The 18,340-nt window shown below is 40.8% G+C and carries 13 protein-coding genes; 6 read left to right on the plus strand and 7 right to left on the minus strand.

The genetic code is table 11. The annotated features are described in order from the left end of the window. Positions 1-84: 84 nt before the first annotated feature. The 5 genes from rpoB (at position 85) to V5804_RS10095 (ending at position 11,261) form a co-directional block, all read left to right on the plus strand. Positions 85-3,888 carry a DNA-directed RNA polymerase subunit beta gene (gene rpoB / locus V5804_RS10075; protein WP_369591258.1) on the plus strand — a complete coding sequence of 1,268 codons (3,804 nt, stop codon included), beginning with the start codon at positions 85-87 and terminating at the stop codon, positions 3,886-3,888. A 200-nt stretch (positions 3,889-4,088) separates the two neighbouring features. After that, positions 4,089-8,375, plus strand: a complete 4,287-nt coding sequence (gene rpoC, locus V5804_RS10080; protein ID WP_369591259.1) for a DNA-directed RNA polymerase subunit beta' — start codon at positions 4,089-4,091, stop codon at positions 8,373-8,375. Positions 8,376-8,630: 255 nt separating this feature from the next. Beyond that, entirely contained in the window at positions 8,631-9,737 is a 1,107-nt protein-coding gene (gene glf, locus V5804_RS10085) for a UDP-galactopyranose mutase (RefSeq protein WP_369591260.1), read from the plus strand. 109 nt (positions 9,738-9,846) lie between these two features. Continuing rightward, positions 9,847-10,155, plus strand: a complete 309-nt coding sequence (locus V5804_RS10090; RefSeq protein ID WP_369591261.1) for a DUF3467 domain-containing protein — start codon at positions 9,847-9,849, stop codon at positions 10,153-10,155. Positions 10,156-10,238: 83 nt separating this feature from the next. Next, a complete protein-coding gene (locus tag V5804_RS10095) occupies positions 10,239-11,261 on the plus strand; it encodes a glycosyltransferase family 4 protein (RefSeq protein WP_369591262.1) in 1,023 nt (340 codons plus the stop codon). Here the strand turns inward: V5804_RS10095 and miaA are convergent. From miaA to V5804_RS10130, 7 genes are all read right to left on the minus strand, one after another. Beyond that, a complete protein-coding gene (gene miaA, locus V5804_RS10100) occupies positions 11,241-12,155 on the minus strand; it encodes a tRNA (adenosine(37)-N6)-dimethylallyltransferase MiaA (RefSeq protein ID WP_369591263.1) in 915 nt (304 codons plus the stop codon). The genes V5804_RS10095 and miaA overlap by 21 nt on opposite strands. Before the next feature lie 44 nt (positions 12,156-12,199). Next, positions 12,200-12,838: a hypothetical protein gene (locus V5804_RS10105; RefSeq protein ID WP_369591264.1), complete on the minus strand. Its 639-nt coding sequence runs from the start codon at positions 12,836-12,838 to the stop codon at positions 12,200-12,202. Positions 12,839-12,870: 32 nt separating this feature from the next. Further along, a complete protein-coding gene (locus V5804_RS10110; RefSeq protein ID WP_369591265.1) occupies positions 12,871-14,286 on the minus strand; it encodes a CCA tRNA nucleotidyltransferase in 1,416 nt (471 codons plus the stop codon). Positions 14,287-14,373: 87 nt separating this feature from the next. Continuing rightward, on the minus strand, positions 14,374-14,940 hold the full coding sequence (locus tag V5804_RS10115; RefSeq protein WP_369591266.1) for an L-threonylcarbamoyladenylate synthase: 567 nt from the start codon (positions 14,938-14,940) through the stop codon (positions 14,374-14,376). Beyond that, entirely contained in the window at positions 14,933-16,075 is a 1,143-nt protein-coding gene (locus V5804_RS10120; protein WP_369591267.1) for a glycosyltransferase family 4 protein, read from the minus strand. The genes V5804_RS10115 and V5804_RS10120 overlap by 8 nt, the downstream gene beginning before the upstream one ends. A 98-nt stretch (positions 16,076-16,173) precedes the next feature. Beyond that, positions 16,174-16,992, minus strand: a complete 819-nt coding sequence (locus V5804_RS10125; protein WP_369591268.1) for a 2,3,4,5-tetrahydropyridine-2,6-dicarboxylate N-succinyltransferase — start codon at positions 16,990-16,992, stop codon at positions 16,174-16,176. Between the two features lie 250 nt (positions 16,993-17,242). Continuing rightward, positions 17,243-17,455 carry a hypothetical protein gene (locus V5804_RS10130; RefSeq protein WP_369591269.1) on the minus strand — a complete coding sequence of 71 codons (213 nt, stop codon included), beginning with the start codon at positions 17,453-17,455 and terminating at the stop codon, positions 17,243-17,245. Between the two features lie 290 nt (positions 17,456-17,745). On the opposite strand from V5804_RS10130, the gene V5804_RS10135 reads away from it, so the two are divergent. Further along, positions 17,746-18,144 carry an RNA-binding S4 domain-containing protein gene (locus V5804_RS10135; RefSeq protein WP_299284370.1) on the plus strand — a complete coding sequence of 133 codons (399 nt, stop codon included), beginning with the start codon at positions 17,746-17,748 and terminating at the stop codon, positions 18,142-18,144. Positions 18,145-18,340: the final 196 nt, after the last annotated feature.

Consider the following 18,340-nt stretch of genomic DNA (forward strand, 5'->3'; position numbering starts at 1 on the left):
ACACACCCATTTTTGTTTGAAGTTCAGGAAAACAACTTTAATCAAACAAGTGAAAGTTTATTCATAAACTAAAAAATTACTCCCTTGGCAAACAAAAATAATCAAAGAGTAAACTTTGCAACCAGTAAGCACGTAATTGATTACCCTGACTTTCTGGATGTACAGTTGCAATCTTTTCAGGAATTTTTTCAATTAGAAACCACTTCAGACAACCGCCACAAAGAGGGCTTGTTTAAAGTGTTTGCAGAAAACTTTCCTATTTCCGATTCCAGAAATATCTTCGTTTTAGAGTTTTTGGATTATTTTATTGATCCGCCACGTTACGACATTCAGGAATGTATCGAACGCGGATTAACATACAGTGTTCCGTTAAAGGCAAAACTTCGTTTATCATGCAATGATGAGGAACACGAAGATTTTGAAACTATTGTTCAGGATGTTTATTTGGGAACCATTCCTTATATGACACCGAAAGGAACGTTCGTGGTTAATGGTGCAGAGCGTGTTATCGTATCGCAATTGCACCGTTCTCCGGGTGTGTTTTTTGGCCAAAGCCGCCACACCAACGGAACAAAATTATATTCGGCCCGTGTTATCCCTTTTAAGGGTTCATGGATTGAATTTGCGACTGACGTGAACAACGTGATGTATGCTTATATTGACAGGAAGAAAAAATTTCCTGTTACTACGTTGCTTCGTGCCATAGGTTACGATTCTGATAAAGATATTTTAGAATTGTTTGAACTGGCAGATGAAGTAAAAGTGAGCAAATCAGGCCTGAAGAAATTTATCGGCCGCAAGCTTGCTGCAAGGGTTTTGAAAAAATGGGTTGAAGATTTTGTGGATGAAGATACAGGTGAAGTCGTTTCGATTGACCGTAACGAAATCATTTTGGAGCGTGAAACCATTTTGGAAGACGAGCACATTGATCTGATCATTGATGCTGGTGTAAAAAGTATCATCCTGAATAAAGAAGACGCTTCTACCAGCGGTGATTATACAATCATTTACAACACTTTGCAAAAAGATACTTCCAATTCTGAAAAAGAAGCGGTAGAACATATATACAGGCAGTTGCGTAACGCAGAACCACCTGATGAAGAAACAGCACGAGGTATTATTGACCGCTTATTTTTCTCTGATAAAAGATATGATTTAGGCGATGTAGGCCGTTACCGGATCAATCGTAAGTTGAAACTGGATACTTCTTATGAGACCAAAGTTTTAACCAAGCAGGATATTATTGCCATCGTAAAATACCTGATCAAATTGATCAATGTAAAAGCAGAGGTGGATGACATTGACCACTTGTCAAACCGTCGCGTTCGTACCGTTGGTGAGCAATTGTATGCACAGTTTGGCGTTGGTTTGGCAAGAATGGCGCGTACGATCCGTGAACGAATGAATATTCGTGATAACGAGGTATTTACGCCAACTGATTTGATCAATGCGCGTACTTTGTCCTCTGTAATTAACTCTTTCTTCGGCACAAACCAGTTGTCTCAGTTTATGGATCAAACCAATCCATTGGCAGAGATCACGCACAAACGCCGTTTATCAGCGCTTGGGCCAGGTGGTTTATCCAGAGAGCGTGCTGGTTTTGAAGTTCGTGATGTTCACTATACGCACTACGGCCGTTTATGTACGATTGAAACACCGGAAGGACCAAACATTGGTTTGATCTCTTCGCTTTGTGTACATGCTAAAATCAACAACTTAGGTTTTATAGAAACACCTTATAAAAGGGTGGTAAACGGAGTAGTGTCTGTTGATGAGCCGGTAATTTATTTGTCTGCAGAAGATGAAGACGGTAAAACCATCGCCCAGGCAAACGCACATTATGATGAAAAAGGTAATTTTGATACGCCGCGTGTAAAAGCACGTTTTGAAGGCGATTTCCCGGTAATTGAGCCAGAAAGGTTGGATTATATGGACATTGCACCAAACCAGATTACGTCTATTGCAGCATCTTTGATTCCTTTCTTGGAGCATGATGATGCTAACCGTGCTTTGATGGGTTCTAATATGCAGCGACAGGCGGTGCCTTTGTTGCGTCCGGAAGCGCCGATTGTAGGTACAGGCTTAGAAGGCCGTGTGGCAAAAGATTCACGTACGTTGATTAATGCAGAAGGTGATGGCGTTGTAGAATATGTGGATGCAAACGAGATCCGGATTAAATACGACCGTAATTATGACGACCGTTTGGTTTCTTTTGAAGGCGACACGCAAACTTACCGCTTGATCAAATTCAAGAAAACCAACCAGAGCACAACCATCAACCTAAAACCGATTGTTAAAAAAGGACAAAGGGTTGAAAAAGGACAAGTGCTTTGTGAAGGTTACGCTACGCAAGACGGTGAACTGGCTTTAGGCCGAAACATGAAAGTTGCTTTCATGCCGTGGCAAGGTTACAACTTTGAGGATGCAATCGTGATTTCTGAGCGTGTAGTTTCTCAGGATATTTTCACTTCTCTTCATATTGAAGAATTTGAATTGGAAGTACGCGACACTAAACGTGGCGAAGAAGAATTGACACCAGATATTCCAAACGTTTCTGAAGAAGCAACTAAAGATTTGGATGAGCATGGTATCATCCGCGTTGGTGCAGAAGTGAAAGAAGGTGATATTTTAATTGGTAAGATTACACCGAAAGGCGAGTCTGACCCATCACCGGAAGAAAAACTATTACGTGCCATCTTTGGAGACAAAGCTGGCGATGTGAAAGATGCTTCCTTAAAAACGCCTCCTTCGATTACGGGCGTTGTCATTGATACGAAACTATTTTCTCGTGCTAAAAAGACTTCTAAAGCAGAAGAAAAAAGCGCGTTGGAAAAATTAGATAACAAGCACGAAAAGAACATCAAAGACCTGAAAAGTGCTTTGATCGAGAAGTTGTTTGAGATTGTGAACGGCAAAACATCGCAAGGTGTGTACAACGTTTACAAAGAACTGCTTGTTGCCAAAGGCGTTAAGTTTACGCAGAAAATTTTGGTGGAGTTGGATTTTAACAACATCAACCCAACCAAATGGACTACAGATGACGACAAAAACGAAATGATAAAACTATTGCTTCATAACTATAATATTAAAGTGAATGAAGAATTAGGCGCTTATCGTCGTGATAAATTTGCCATCAGTGTTGGGGATGAGTTGCCTTCCGGTATCGTGCAAATGGCCAAAGTTTACATTGCTAAAAAACGCAAGTTAAAAGTTGGTGATAAAATGGCCGGCCGCCACGGTAATAAAGGTATCGTTGCCCGTATTGTCCGTGATGAAGACATGCCATTTTTGGAAGACGGAACACCTGTTGATATTGTATTGAACCCGCTTGGTGTACCTTCCCGTATGAACTTAGGACAGATCTACGAAACTGTTTTGGGCTGGGCAGGAAAAGAGTTGGGAATGAAGTTTGCCACGCCAATTTTTGATGGTGCATCACACGCAGAAGTTGAAGAATGGGTAGCTAAAGCCGGAATTCCTGCTTCGGGCAGAACTTATTTGTACAATGGTTTAACGGGCGATCGTTTCGATCAGCAGACTACGGTTGGCATCATTTACATGCTAAAGTTAGGCCACATGGTTGACGATAAGATGCACGCGCGTTCTATCGGGCCGTACTCTTTAATCACACAACAACCTTTAGGTGGTAAAGCACAATTTGGTGGCCAGCGTTTTGGTGAGATGGAAGTTTGGGCATTAGAAGCATTCGGTGCGGCCAATATCCTGCAAGAGATTCTCACAATTAAGTCAGATGATGTAATCGGACGCGCTAAAACATACGAAGCAATCGTTAAAGGTGAGAATTTGCCAACGCCTTCCGTTCCTGAATCATTCAACGTATTGGTTCACGAATTAAGAGGTTTAGGTTTGGATATCACTTTAGAATAAGTTCTAAAAGATAAGTAAGCGTGATAAAATTATTACGCTTACTTACAACTGTTACCTATAGCTGATGGATTTACAATGCTTCTTTTAGCACATAAAAATTAGGATCGAAGTTTTGTTTTAAAAGACACAATTAAGGACACCAATTTTATGCCGATAAAAGAAGCATTGTAAATCAGGCTTTAAAAATTAAAAAAAGAACTATGTCGTATAAAAAGGATAATAAAATCAAAAGCAATTTTACCACCATTACGATCAGTCTGGCTTCTCCCGAATCCATTCTGGAACGTTCAAGTGGCGAAGTGCTGAAACCAGAAACCATCAACTACCGGACTTACAAACCCGAGCGTGATGGTTTATTTTGCGAACGTATTTTTGGTCCGGTAAAAGACTACGAATGCCATTGCGGTAAGTACAAAAGGATCCGTTACAAAGGCATCGTTTGTGATCGTTGTGGTGTTGAAGTAACGGAGAAGAAAGTACGTCGTGAGCGCATGGGGCACATCAATTTGGTGGTTCCGGTAGCGCATATCTGGTATTTCCGTTCGTTGCCAAACAAAATTGGTTACTTATTGGGCTTGCCAACCAAGAAACTCGACCTGATTATTTATTACGAACGTTATGTGGTAATAAAACCAGGCATAAAAGAAGCAGACGGAATTTCTAAAATGGACTTTTTAACCGAAGAAGAATATTTAGATATTTTAGATACGCTTCCAAAAGAAAACCAATATTTAGACGACAAAGATCCGCAGAAATTTGTAGCCAAAATGGGTGCCGAAGCTTTGGAAGAATTGCTGAAAGGTTTAGACCTGGATCAATTATCTTACGATCTTCGCCACCAAGCTGCCAACGAAACTTCTCAGCAACGTAAAAACGAAGCTTTAAAACGCTTGCAGGTTGTAGAAGCTTTCCGCGATTCTAAAACCAGGATTGAGAACAATCCGGAATGGATGATCGTGAAAATTGTTCCGGTTATCCCACCAGAGTTGCGTCCGTTGGTTCCGTTGGAAGGCGGCCGTTTTGCTACTTCCGATTTGAACGATTTGTATCGTCGGGTAATTATCCGCAACAACCGTTTAAAACGTTTGATCGAAATCAAAGCGCCGGAAGTTATTTTGCGTAACGAAAAACGGATGCTTCAGGAAGCAGTAGATTCTTTATTTGATAACTCACGTAAAGTAAACGCTGTAAAAACTGAAGGTAACCGTGCGTTAAAATCGTTGTCCGATATATTAAAAGGTAAACAAGGCCGTTTCCGTCAAAACTTATTAGGTAAACGTGTTGATTATTCAGCGCGTTCTGTCATTGTTGTTGGGCCGAACCTGAAACTGCACGAGTGCGGTTTGCCAAAAGATATGGCTGCCGAGCTTTTCAAACCGTTCATCATCCGCAAAATGATTGAAAGGGGCATTGTAAAAACAGTAAAATCTGCCAAGAAAATTGTTGACCGGAAAGACCCGATTGTTTGGGATATTTTGGAAAACGTGTTGAAAGGACACCCGGTATTGTTAAACCGTGCGCCAACCTTGCACCGTTTGGGCATCCAGTCTTTCCAGCCAAAATTGATTGAAGGAAAAGCTATCCAGTTGCATCCTTTAACTTGTACGGCTTTTAACGCGGATTTTGACGGTGACCAAATGGCCGTGCACGTACCGCTTGGTAACGCTGCTATTTTGGAAGCCCAGATTTTGATGCTGGCTTCGCATAACATTTTAAACCCGGCCAATGGTACCCCAATTACGGTTCCTTCGCAGGATATGGTTTTGGGCTTGTATTACATTACCAAAGGTCGCAAAACAGATGAAGGCCGCGTGGTTAAAGGCGAAGGTTTAACTTTTTATTCTCCGGAAGAAGTGATTATCGCTTACAACGAGAAGAAATTAGACTTGCACGCTTTTATCAAAGTAAAAGTAAATGTTAAAGAACGCGAAGGACATATTGTAAAAAAAGTGATTGATACAACTGTTGGCCGTGTGTTGTTTAACCAGATGGTTCCGGAGGAAGTTGGTTACATCAACGAACTGCTGACCAAAAAATCATTACGTGATATTATTGGTGATGTGGTAAAAAATACCGGTATGGCACGCGCTGCTCAATTTTTGGATGAAATCAAAGAATTGGGTTTCCAGATGGCTTTCCGCGGCGGTTTGTCTTTCAACTTGCAGGATTTGAATATTCCTGCGGAGAAAGTTACGCTGATTGAGCAAGCTTCAAAAGAAGTTGAAGAGGTGATGAACAACTACAACATGGGTTTCATTACCAACAACGAGCGTTACAATCAAATCATTGATATTTGGACGAGGATCAATAACCGTTTGACAGCAAACGTAATGGAAATCCTGTCCACCGATAACCAAGGCTTCAACTCCGTTTACATGATGTTGGATTCTGGTGCGCGCGGTTCTAAAGAGCAGATTCGTCAGCTTTGCGGAATGCGTGGTTTGATGGCAAAACCTCAAAAATCAGGTTCAGGCGGCGAGATTATCGAAAACCCGATCTTATCGAACTTTAAAGAAGGTTTGTCGGTATTAGAATATTTCATTTCTACCCACGGTGCGCGTAAAGGTTTGGCCGACACAGCTTTAAAAACGGCTGATGCCGGTTACTTAACCCGTCGTTTGCATGATGTGGCACAAGATATGATCGTTGGTGAAACTGATTGCGGTACTTTAAGAGGTATCTATACAACGGCTTTAAAAGATAATGAGGATATTGTTGAGCCTTTATACGATCGTATTTTGGGCCGTACAACTTTAAGCGATGTGCACGACCCTTTAACCAATGAACTGTTGGTTGAAGCAGGGAACGACATCACGGAAGATATTGCAAAAAGAATTGAAAACTCTCCGTTAGAAGGTATCGAAATTCGTTCGGTATTAACTTGCGAAGCTAAAAGAGGTGTTTGCGCCTTGTGCTACGGTCGTAATTTGGCCAGCGGAAAACGTGTACAACGCGGTGAAGCAGTTGGTGTAATTGCAGCACAATCTATCGGCGAGCCGGGAACACAGTTAACGTTGCGTACATTCCACGTGGGTGGTACAGCTTCCAACATTGCTGCAGAATCTCAAATCAACGCTAAATTTGATGGTATTATCGAGTTTGAAAACGTGAGGACAGTTCAGTACAAAACCGACGAAGGTGAAGTTGATGTTGTTTTAGGCCGTTCAGGCGAGTTTAGGATTATCGAAAAAGATACCAATAAGATCATCGTAACCAACAATATTCCTTACGGTTCTTATTTGTACATAAAAGACAATACACAGATTTCTAAAGGAGACCGTATTTGTTCTTGGGATCCATACAATGCGGTTATTATTTCTGAATTTGCAGGTAAGACACAGTTTGATGCAGTTCAGGAAGGTATTACGTTCCGTGAAGAATCTGATGAGCAAACCGGCCACCGTGAAAAGGTAATTATTGATACACGCGATAAAACCAAGAACCCGGTTATCCAAATCATTGACAGCAGCAAAAACGTGATCAAAGGCTACAACATACCGGTTGGTGCGCACATTGCGGTTGATGAAGGTGAAAAAGTTCAAACCGGACAGGTAATCGCTAAAATCCCTCGTTCAACGGGTAAAACCCGCGATATTACGGGTGGTTTGCCACGTGTAACCGAGTTGTTTGAAGCGCGTAACCCATCCAATCCAGCGGTTGTTACCGAAATTGATGGCGTTGTAACTTTAGGCGGTATCAAAAGAGGTAACCGCGAGATCACCATTGAATCAAAAGACGGTCAGGTTAAAAAATACTTGGTTCCGCTTTCTAAGCACATTTTGGTTCAAGATAATGACTTTATCAAAGCGGGTATGCCGTTGTCTGACGGTTCGATTTCTCCGGCTGATATTTTGGCGATCAAAGGACCGGCAGCAGTGCAAGAGTATTTGGTTAACGGAATCCAGGAAGTTTATCGTTTACAAGGTGTAAAAATCAACGATAAACACTTCGAGGTCATCGTTCACCAAATGATGCAAAAAGTTACCATTGAAGATGCCGGCGATACCCGTTTCTTGGAACGAGAAGCAGTTGACCGTTGGGATTTCATGATGGAGAACGACGAGATTTACGATCAAAAAGTGGTGGTAGATCCGGGAAGTTCACCAAACTTGAAGCCTGGCCAAATCATTTCCGTTCGTAAATTGCGTGATGAAAATTCCGTATTGAAACGTAAAGATTTGAAACTGGTGGAAGCCCGCGATGCGATTGCGGCAACTTCAAGCCAAATGCTGCAAGGTATTACCCGTGCATCTTTGGGTACAAAATCGTTTATTTCTGCGGCTTCCTTCCAGGAAACAACCAAAGTTTTGAACGAGGCAGCAATTGCAGGTAAACGCGATAAAATGCTTGGGCTGAAAGAAAACGTAATTGTTGGCCACTTGATTCCTTCTGGAACCGGTTTGCGTGCTTACGATAACGTTCGTGTAGGTTCTCAGGAAGAATTTGACCGTTTGTTAGCTTCCAAATCAGAAGAAGTAGAAGCATAATGCTTCTTTTATCCACATAAATTTATCAGCCCAAACACTTACAAAAAGTGTTTGGGCTTTTTTATGCCATAAAAGAAGCATCAGCCTGAGCAAAAATGATTGAGTTGGCTTCACCAATTTTTATCTGCTAAAAGAAGCATCAAAAAAGCGTTTAATTTGTTATGAAAATAATTAACAGAATAGTTTAAATTGACAGATCAATAAAAAGACTTTCATTATATTCACATTTTTACATCATCGAAAATTGTTAAATCTATGTACGATTATTTAATTGTTGGTTCTGGTTTATTTGGGGCAGTTTTTTCTTACGAAGCAAAAAAAAGAGGAAAAAAATGCTTGATTATTGATAAAAGGGACCACGCAGGTGGCAACGTTTACTGCGAAAGTGTGGAAGGCATCAATGTACACAAGTATGGCGCGCATATCTTCCATACCAACGACAAACGGATTTGGGATTACGTTAATTCTTTTGTCGAGTTTAACCGCTACACCAACACGCCGGTTGCCGATTACAAGGGCGATTTGTACAATTTGCCTTTCAACATGAATACTTTTTACCAATTGTGGAAAGTAAAAACCCCTGACGAAGCAAAAGCCGTGATTGCCAATCAAATTAAAGATTTAAACATTAAAGATCCACAGAATTTGGAAGAACAGGCTTTGTCTTTGGTTGGAACGGACATTTATGAAAAATTAATAAAAGGTTATACCGAAAAACAGTGGGGCCGCGATTGTAAAGATTTGCCGGCTTTCATCATTAAGCGCTTGCCGGTAAGGTTTACTTATGATAACAATTATTTTAACGATGCTTACCAGGGAATCCCGATTGGCGGTTACAACAAATTGACGGAAGGTTTGCTCGAAGGAACGGAAGTGCGTTTGAACGAAAACTATTTCGACAACAAAGAATACTATGATTCTTTGGCACCGCAAATTGTTTTTACCGGCAAGATTGATCAATATTATGATTACCAATTTGGCAAATTGCAGTACAGAAGTTTACGTTTTGATCAGCAAACTTTAGATACCGACAATTATCAGGGAAGCGCTTTGGTGAATTATACCGAACGCGAAATCCCTTTTACGAGGATCATTGAACATAAACATTTTGAGTTTGGCACGCAACCAAAAACGGTAATCACACACGAACATCCGGCCGAGTGGGACGAAAGCAACGAACCTTTTTATCCAATCAACGATCAGTTGAACAACGAAATGTATAAAAAATACAAAGCGTTGGCCGACGAAGAACAAAACATAATTTTTGGCGGCCGTTTGGCCGAATACCGTTATTACGATATGCACCAAATTATTGGTTCGGCTTTGAAAAAAGTAGAAACGCACTTTGCCGAAACAAATTAAAACACCAAAAAGGCAGCTTACTGTGGGCTGCCTTTTTGATTTTTCGATTTGATTTTCCCTGATTTTTAACCGATAAAAGAAGCATTATATTTACTCAATATTCTTAAATATGGAAGAGCAAAAAGAAAACCCGCTAAATATAGAACTGTCTGAAGAAATGGCCGAAGGTATTTATTCTAACCTGGCGATCATTACACATTCCGATTCTGAATTTGTACTCGATTTTATCCGCGTAATGCCGGGCGTGCCAAAAGCAAGGGTAAAAAGCCGAATCATTTTAACGCCCGAACATGCAAAACGTTTGGTAATGGCACTGGAAGACAACATCAACCGTTTTGAAGCCATTAACGGAAAAATAAAAATAAAAGAAGTTACAGCACTGCCTTTAAATTTTGGCGGGCCGGTTGGGCAGGCTTGATATTTAAAGTTAAAATTTATGCTCAAACTTTAGTGTTTGATGCTTCTTTTACATGCCTAAAATAAAGATGATCCAAAATTAGAATGCGTAAAAAGCCGGTCGTACTTGTTTATCGCAAAGCTTTTCCGCATGTATTTAGTATTGAATTTATTTTCGATCAGCTTAAAACCTCGTTACAAACTTCGCGCAGCATTGATAAATATATTCTTCCAAAATTTAGCAACTCAATTCTAAACCGCGTATTCAATATCTTTTCGCTGCTTTCGTTTCAAAATAAAATTGTCCATATAACCGGCGACGTGCATTACGCTATTTTAGGAGCCTGGTTTAGCCGTCGTGTTTTAACCATCCACGACCTGGCCTTTTTGCACCAAAATAAAGGCATTAAAAGAAGCATCTTAAAATGGTTTTGGATTATTTTGCCGGTGAAGTTTGCGCATCGCGTTACCGTAATTTCGGAAGCAACTAAGGCGGATGTTTTAAAACAGGTAAAAGTAAATCCGCAGAAAATTCGGGTTATTCCTGATTTTATTTCCGACAGATTCCAGCCAATTCCTGCACGTACTTTTAATTGGGAAAAGCCAAATCTTTTACAAATCGGAACGGCTTTTAATAAAAATATCAACCGATTGGCAACAGCCATTTCAGAAATCCCTTGTACTTTAACCATTGTCGCAGAATTAGATCAGAAGACAAAGCAAACTTTAAATCAGTTTAATATTCAATACATCAACAAAATTGATTTGACAGAAGATGAACTGTACCATGAATATGCGAATGCCGATCTGTTAACTTTTGTTTCAACTATAGAAGGTTTCGGAATGCCAATTGTTGAAGCCAATGCTTGCGGTTTGCCGGTGATAACTGCTAATTGTTCCTCCATGCCGGAAGTTGCAGGAAATGCTGCTTTGTTGGTTGATCCTTTTGATATTCAGTCAATTAAAAACGGAATCGTGAAATTAATTGAAGATGAAAATTTAAGAAACAGCCTCGTAAAAAAAGGTTTTGAAAATGCAAAACGCTTCTCAAAAGCAAAAGTTGTGGCGCAATATGAGTTGCTTTATCAGGAATTGGAAAATGAAAATTTAACCAATCAAAGGAAGTAAAACCGAGAGAACGGCTTGCAGATCGGGGTAATCAAACCATAAAATTTCCCGGTCTTTTTTAAACCAGGTGATTTGTCTTTTGGCAAAATGCCGCGTGTTTTGTTTGATCAGTTCTATTGCTTCTTTTACCGGTGTATTTTTGTTGAAAGCATCAAAAAGTTCTTTGTAACCAACCGTATTTAAAGCGTTTAAATGTTGTTGTGGCTGTAAAGCTAATGCTTCTTTTACCAGTCCATTTTTAACCATTTCGTCCACACGGTTGTTAATTCGGTTGTACAAAACGCTTCTTTCCGGATTGATACCAATTTTGATGGTTTTAAAATCGCGTATTTTTTTACTTCGCGTGAGAAAAGATGAATAAGGTTTTCCGGTGGAATCAGAAACTTCCAAAGCGCGGATGATGCGTTGCGGGTTTTGCAGGTCAACTTGTCCGTAATATTCGGGATCAAGGATTTTTAACTGGTTTTGCAGGTATTCCAAACCAAATTCCTGGTAAAGCTGGTTCCAACGTTCCCTTTCCTGCGGCTCGGCGTTGGGCAAATCATCAAAACCCTGGTAAATGGCTTGCAAATATAAACCGGAACCGCCAACCATAAGTACGATTTGATGTTGCTGAAACAAATCCTCCAGCTTTGCTAATGCTGCTTTTTCAAAGTCGGCAACAGAAAAATTTTCAGTAATAAAATGGGAATTGATAAAATGATGCGGAATTAGAGCCAGTTCTTCGCGAGATGGTTTTGCTGTCCCAATTTCCATTTCCCGGTAAAACTGCCTTGAATCCGCAGAAATAATTTCTGTTTGAAAATACTTTGCCAGTTCGATTGCCATAGCAGTTTTTCCGGCTGCAGTTGGCCCGCAAACTGAAATCAATATTTTTTTTGCCTCTAATTCCAAGGCTGTTTCTTTACCAATTTTATACCGATAAAAGAAGTATCCGGTTAATATTCGTCTTTTGCACCGTGTTCTTCGTCTTCAATGTGCTCATTGTCGGCAAATTCGTCATCCACAAATTCGTCTTCCGCCTCTTCCTCGTCCGCGGCAGGCACGTCGTCCACTTCATCCAGTTCGGCAAAATCGTGGCCATCTTCCGGGTTTAAGCCTTCTTCATGCAAAAAGTCGAAATCTTCGGCATCGCCCTCGGCAACCGGAACAGCAGCCACGGCGCCAAAAGGTTTTGGTGCATCGCCCACAGAACGCACAATTTGCGGATAAACTTTTCCGGTAGTATCGTCCAACAAAATTTTTATCAGCTCGACATGAAAATCATACGGACGGTCGAAATTATACGTGTAGTAAAATTTTTGGTGCGGGTCGTCAATAAAATTGCTCAATTTGGAGTTTTCCATCAAAGCAACGCCACGGTCAATTTTTTTGGCAGAAGGCATAAACGCAATTTCATCACTTTTAATCCAATGATCATTGCTGATGTAAAAAGAAGATGAAGCTTCAGGGTTGTAGCCGGTTGACTGCTGGATAACGCGGTGTAAATCTTCAAATGTTTGTTTAGATTGAATTTCAACTTCTCTGACAACGTCATCGTAATCTTCAAAACTCACTTTAAACCTGTAAACTGCCATTCCTGATATTTTTTATAATGATTAATTGATCGTTAAATTAAATTTTTTGCTACAACTTTTAAGCCAATATCTTCTCCTTTTTTGATCATCAGCTTTAAAGCTTCGGGCCGGGAGTTAAAAATTTCACCTTCCAAAATTGCATCGCGGATGCTGCTTTTAATGATGCCAACTTCCCTTCCGGCCTTAATGCCAAACGTTTCCATAATATCTTCGCCGCTAACGGGCGGCTGCCAGTTGCGGATGCGGTCGCGTTCTTCCACATCTTTCAATTTCTGTTTAACACGTTCAAAATTGTTGCGGTATTTTTTTACTTTATATTCGTTCTTAGTGGTAACATCGGCGTTGCAAAGCAGCATCAAGCCTTCAATGTCATTACCTGCATCAAAAAGTAAACGCCGCACGGCCGAATCCGTTACAATTTCCTGGGCCAAAACAATTGGGCGCATGTGCAACTGTACTAATTTCTGCACTAATTTTAACTTTTCGTTGAGCGGAAGTTTTAATTGGGCAAAGATTTTTGGCACCATCCGCGCGCCTTTGTCTTCATGGCCATGAAAAGTCCAACCGTGGCCAGGCTCGAAACGTTTGGTTGCCGGTTTTGCAATATCGTGTAAAATAGCAGCCCAACGCAACCATAAATCGTTGGTGTTTTCGGCGATATTATCCAACACCTGCAAGGTATGGTAAAAATTATCTTTATGGCCTTGTCCGTTCACAATTTCTACGCCTTGCAGTGCAGCCATTTGCGGGAAGATGAGTTGCAGCAAACCGGCATCAAAAAGATAGTTGAAACCAACAGAAGGTTTTGGCGAAAGAATAATCTTATTTAATTCGTCTGTAATGCGTTCCTGCGATACAATTTTGATTCGTTCGCGGTTTGTTTTGATCGCTTCCAACGCCGCTGCATCAATGGCAAAACCTAATTGGGCAGCAAAACGGACGGCACGCATCATGCGCAACGGATCATCAGAAAAAGTAATGGAAGGGTCTAAAGGCGTGCGGATCAGTTTGTTTTCCAAATCTTTTACGCCTTCAAAAGGATCAACCAGTTCGCCAAAGTTTTCTTGATTTAAGGCGATGGCCAAAGCGTTGATGGTAAAATCGCGGCGGTTTTGGTCGTCTTCTAAGGTGCCGTCTTCAACAATTGGTTTGCGCGATTCTGCCCGGTACGATTCTTTCCTTGCGCCCACAAACTCCAAATCCAAGTTTTTGTATTTGATGCTCGCCGTACCGAAATTCTTGAAAACTGAAACTTTTACCTTGAGTTTTTGCGCAACTTCTTCGGCAAATTCAATCCCGTTTCCTAAAACAACTACGTCAATATCAGCAGACGGGCGTTTCAAAAACAAATCGCGCACATAACCGCCAATCACAAACGCAGCAACTTGTTGACTTGAAGCCACGTTTGAAATGATTTGAAATACCGGATGCTGCAGATGTTGTTTCATCAATTTTTACCGTACCAAATTTATGCCGATAAAAGAAGCATCATGTGTTTTGCGGATGCTTCTTTTAGCGTGCAAAAGTAGCGATTATTACTTTCTGATAAAGTTAAAACGGCCATCAGCTTCCAGTTTCATGATGGTGGACGGTTTTTTTTGCTGCAAGTTGTGCTGTTCCAAATCAACCACGTAATCCACGCCTTCCAAAATTTCAGCAGAAATTTCACTAAAGTTTTTGGGCGAAGGTTGACCGCTGATATTAGCCGACGTAGAAACCAGCGGCTTGCGCAAACGTTGAATCAATTGCTGGCAAAAATCGTGCTTTACTACGCGGATGCCAACGCTGCCATCGGCACTGATCAAAGCCGGAGAAATATTTTTGGCACCGGAAAGGATCAACGTGAGCGGGTTTTCAGCAAACTCGATCAAATCATAAGCAATATCCGGAACTTCGCGTACGTAGCTCAACAATTTGTTGTCGTTGTCCAACAAAATAATCATGCTTTTGCTTTCTTCGCGCTGTTTCAAGGCGTAAATTTTTTTGACGGCTTCGGTGTTGGTCGCGTCGCAGCCAATCCCCCAAATCGTATCGGTAGGGTAGAGGATGATGCCGCCTTCCTGAACCACTTTTAGCGCTTTGGCAACTTCTTCTCTAAGCATTTTGTAAGGCTTGCTGGTACACGTTCATTAAATTTTGTGCGATATTTTCTTCCCGAAAACGTTGTGCATATTCCAAACCCTGCGCTTTCATTTTTGATTTAAGCTGATCGTTTTGTAGTATCAAATTTACTTTTTCTGCGAGGGCAACCGCGTCATCTGGATCAACATAAAAACTGTCTGGCCCGCCGGCTTCTTCCAAACACGAACCTTTTGCTGCTACAACTGGCGTTCCCGAACACAAAGCTTCCAAAATTGGGATACCAAAGCCTTCATAACGCGAAGGATAAACAAAAACTTCGGCCAGTTGGTAAATGGCGGGCAAATCCTGAAAAGGAACATTTTGCAGAAACAGCACACGCTTTTGCAATGCTTCTTTTACCACCTCTTTTTTGACCAGTTCGGCGTATTCGGTTTGCTTCCCAACCACAACCAAAGAAACTTCTGCCGGAATGTTTTTTAACGCTTTTATCACCAACAGCAGGTTTTTCCGGGTTTCAATCGTTCCAATATTTAATATAAATTTCTGCGGAAGCTGGTAACGTTTTCTTAATGCTTCTTTTACCGCATCATTTTGGGTTTGACGGAAACTCGGATCGCAGCCTTGGTAAACTACTTTTATTTTCTCAGGATTTAAGTTGAAGAATGCAATCAAATCCAATTTGGTTTTTTCGCTAACAGCAATAATCAGATCAGCATTGGCAGAGGCATTTCTCGCTTTCCATTCATAAATTTTTCGGTTGATCCAGCCAAAATATTGCGGATATTTTAAGTAGATTAAATCGTGAATGGTTACTACTGTTTTTATGCCACTTTTTTTGATACCGATAGGAAGTTCCTGGCTTAAACCGTGGTAAAGCTGGATTTTGTCTCGCTTTAAATCCTGAATGATACCTTTACTTCGCCAAAACGATTTTAATAAATTGGATTGTGGCTTTTTAATTTGGACGTTTTCTAAACCACGCAAAAAGTCAGGTTCGGTTTCAGTCCTCACTTTTGGCGTGTATAAAAAGTATTCGTTTTGCGGAAAATGCTTTGCCAGCGCTTGTATCGTTGCCCGGCTATAATTGCCCAAACCGGTTTTGTTTAGAAAAGCACGTTTGGCATCAAAACCGATTTTGAGAGGTTGATGGTTCATGGTTTATAGTTGATGGTTCGTGGTTGATAGTTCATGGCCGACCGCCCGCTTTTGCTATCATCTATTAACTATGATCCATGAACCTTTTGCCTTTCACCTTACACGGCCACATTATGCTCTCGCAAAGCATTGTTTAACGAGGTTTTTTTATCGGTTGATTCTTTTCTGCGGCCAATAATCAACGCACAGGGAACCTGGTATTCTCCGGCAGGAAATTTTTTGGTGTAAGAACCCGGGATCACGACCGAACGCGCCGGAACAAAACTTTTGTATTCTGTCGGCGTTTCTTTGGTTACATCAATAATTTTGGTAGAAGCTGTCAAAACCACGTTTGCGCCCAAAACAACTTCGTGTTCCAGATGCACGCCTTCAACCACAATCGCGCGCGAACCGATAAAACAATTGTCTTCGATAATTACCGGCGCGGCCTGTACAGGTTCCAGCACGCCGCCAATTCCTACGCCGCCGCTCAGATGCACATTTTTCCCGATTTGCGCACAGGAACCAACCGTTGCCCAAGTATCAACCATCGTTCCTTCATCCACATAAGCACCAATGTTGACGTAGGAAGGCATTAGGATGACGCCTTTGGCCAGGTAAGCACCGTAACGGGCAATGCCATGCGGCACAACACGAACACCAATTTCCTTATAGTTGGTTTTCAGTTTCATTTTATCGTGGAACACAAACGGGCCAACTTTAATTTCGGCCATTTCACGGATCGGGAAGTACATAATCACCGCTTTTTTGATCCAGTCGTTGATGTGCCAGCGGCCGGTTATCATTTCGGCCACGCGCAGTTTTCCTTTGTCCAGATCGTCAATCACATCTTCAATGGCCGTAATATGTTCTTTGGATTCCAGCAAAGTGCGGTCAATCCAGGCGTCTTCAATCAGTTTCTTTACATCATTATACATTTCGGTATCTAAATAATTTTTGTTGTGGAAATTTGAATTATATTTTATAGACAGCTTCGGAAATTGGAAGCTGTGCTTTGACAAACATAACAAAAATTGAGGTTTTATAACCGGAAAGTATAGGCAAAGAAGTTAACTTAAAAGCAGGCAAAACAGGATAAGAATGCGAAAAGGCCGAAACAGATTAGAAAAACGCTAAAGAAGTTCGATTGTTTAAGGTAGATTTTTACCTGCTAAAAACAGTATTCCTTTAAATACACTTGTTGATCAAAGACAAAAGCGACGGATCTAAATGACAGTTTTGATCAGCCGGAAGGCTAACCCCGTTTTTTTTGAAAATTTTGTAATTGTCTTCGTCATCAATCAGCACTTCAGCTTCAATGCTCATGTCGTCTTTTTCAACTTCGTTCAAAACTGATATTTTAATCAGTTCGTCGTTGTAGGTAAAAACAGAATTTTTCATAAAATAAAAAGTAAATGCGGTTTTAAGTATAATTGGTTTTGATAGAAAATATAGGCGTATAATTTGGTATAAAAGTAACAAACATACTTTTATTTTAAAAGTTTATTAAAATTGTAAAAGATTTGTTCCGTGAAATTGCAAAATTGATAAAATTCATCTTTTATCAATGCTTCCGATCGCGCCTTTAAATTTTGTTCGTTTCCACAGGAATTGTATCAATTTGTATTAAAGTCAGCCAATCCTAAACTGATCTAAACAATAAACTAGCTTTAGCATTGTTAACTTAAATTATGGCAGAAAAAGAGAAGTTACGGATTGACAAATATTTGTGGGCTATCCGGATATTCAAAACACGAACCATGGCCGCAGATGCGTGTAAAGCCGGCAAAGTAAAGCTGGACGGGCAAAACATAAAACCATCGCACGAAGTGAAGGTTGGCGAAACCTACCAGGTAAGTAAGGGCATAGAAAAGAAGGTTTTAAAAGTTACGGGGTTGCTGGAAAACCGGTCAGACGCGAAAACTGCCGTCCAGTTTTATGAAGACCAAACGCCGGTAGAGCAAACGTATGGCTATAAATCTGTTTTTCAATCGCCTATGATCCGGCGCGACCAGGGCGCAGGCCGGCCAACAAAAAAAGACCGCCGTGATATTGACGATCTTCAGGACGGGTTTTTTGATAAACCTTGATTTTAACCAATGCTTCTTTTACCCTATAAAAATTGATGAATGATTTTATGCCGGTAAAAGAAGCATTGCCGCTTTGTCATCCTGAACTTGTTTCAAGATCCCTCTTCCACGATTACCTTTCTTATGGGATGCCGAAAAAATTTCGGCATGACAAAACGTTTAACACAATGATTTTATGCCGGTAAAAGAAGCATTG

Source organism: Mucilaginibacter sp. (assembly GCF_041088075.1).
In the GTDB taxonomy this organism is placed as follows: domain Bacteria; phylum Bacteroidota; class Bacteroidia; order Sphingobacteriales; family Sphingobacteriaceae; genus Mucilaginibacter_A.

What these genes read in the sequence shown, in the direction of transcription:
- rpoC (WP_369591259.1), top strand. Translation starts at nt 4,089, where the DNA reads ATGTCGTATAAAAAGGATAATAAAATCAAAAGCAATTTTACCACCATT.
- glf (WP_369591260.1), top strand. Translation starts at nt 8,631, where the DNA reads ATGTACGATTATTTAATTGTTGGTTCTGGTTTATTTGGGGCAGTTTTT.
- V5804_RS10090 (WP_369591261.1), top strand. Translation starts at nt 9,847, where the DNA reads ATGGAAGAGCAAAAAGAAAACCCGCTAAATATAGAACTGTCTGAAGAA.
- V5804_RS10095 (WP_369591262.1), top strand. Translation starts at nt 10,239, where the DNA reads ATGCGTAAAAAGCCGGTCGTACTTGTTTATCGCAAAGCTTTTCCGCAT.
- V5804_RS10105 (WP_369591264.1), bottom strand. Translation starts at nt 12,838, where the DNA reads ATGGCAGTTTACAGGTTTAAAGTGAGTTTTGAAGATTACGATGACGTT.
- V5804_RS10110 (WP_369591265.1), bottom strand. Translation starts at nt 14,286, where the DNA reads ATGAAACAACATCTGCAGCATCCGGTATTTCAAATCATTTCAAACGTG.
- V5804_RS10115 (WP_369591266.1), bottom strand. Translation starts at nt 14,940, where the DNA reads ATGCTTAGAGAAGAAGTTGCCAAAGCGCTAAAAGTGGTTCAGGAAGGC.
- V5804_RS10120 (WP_369591267.1), bottom strand. Translation starts at nt 16,075, where the DNA reads ATGAACCATCAACCTCTCAAAATCGGTTTTGATGCCAAACGTGCTTTT.
- V5804_RS10125 (WP_369591268.1), bottom strand. Translation starts at nt 16,992, where the DNA reads ATGTATAATGATGTAAAGAAACTGATTGAAGACGCCTGGATTGACCGC.
- V5804_RS10130 (WP_369591269.1), bottom strand. Translation starts at nt 17,455, where the DNA reads ATGAAAAATTCTGTTTTTACCTACAACGACGAACTGATTAAAATATCA.
- V5804_RS10135 (WP_299284370.1), top strand. Translation starts at nt 17,746, where the DNA reads ATGGCAGAAAAAGAGAAGTTACGGATTGACAAATATTTGTGGGCTATC.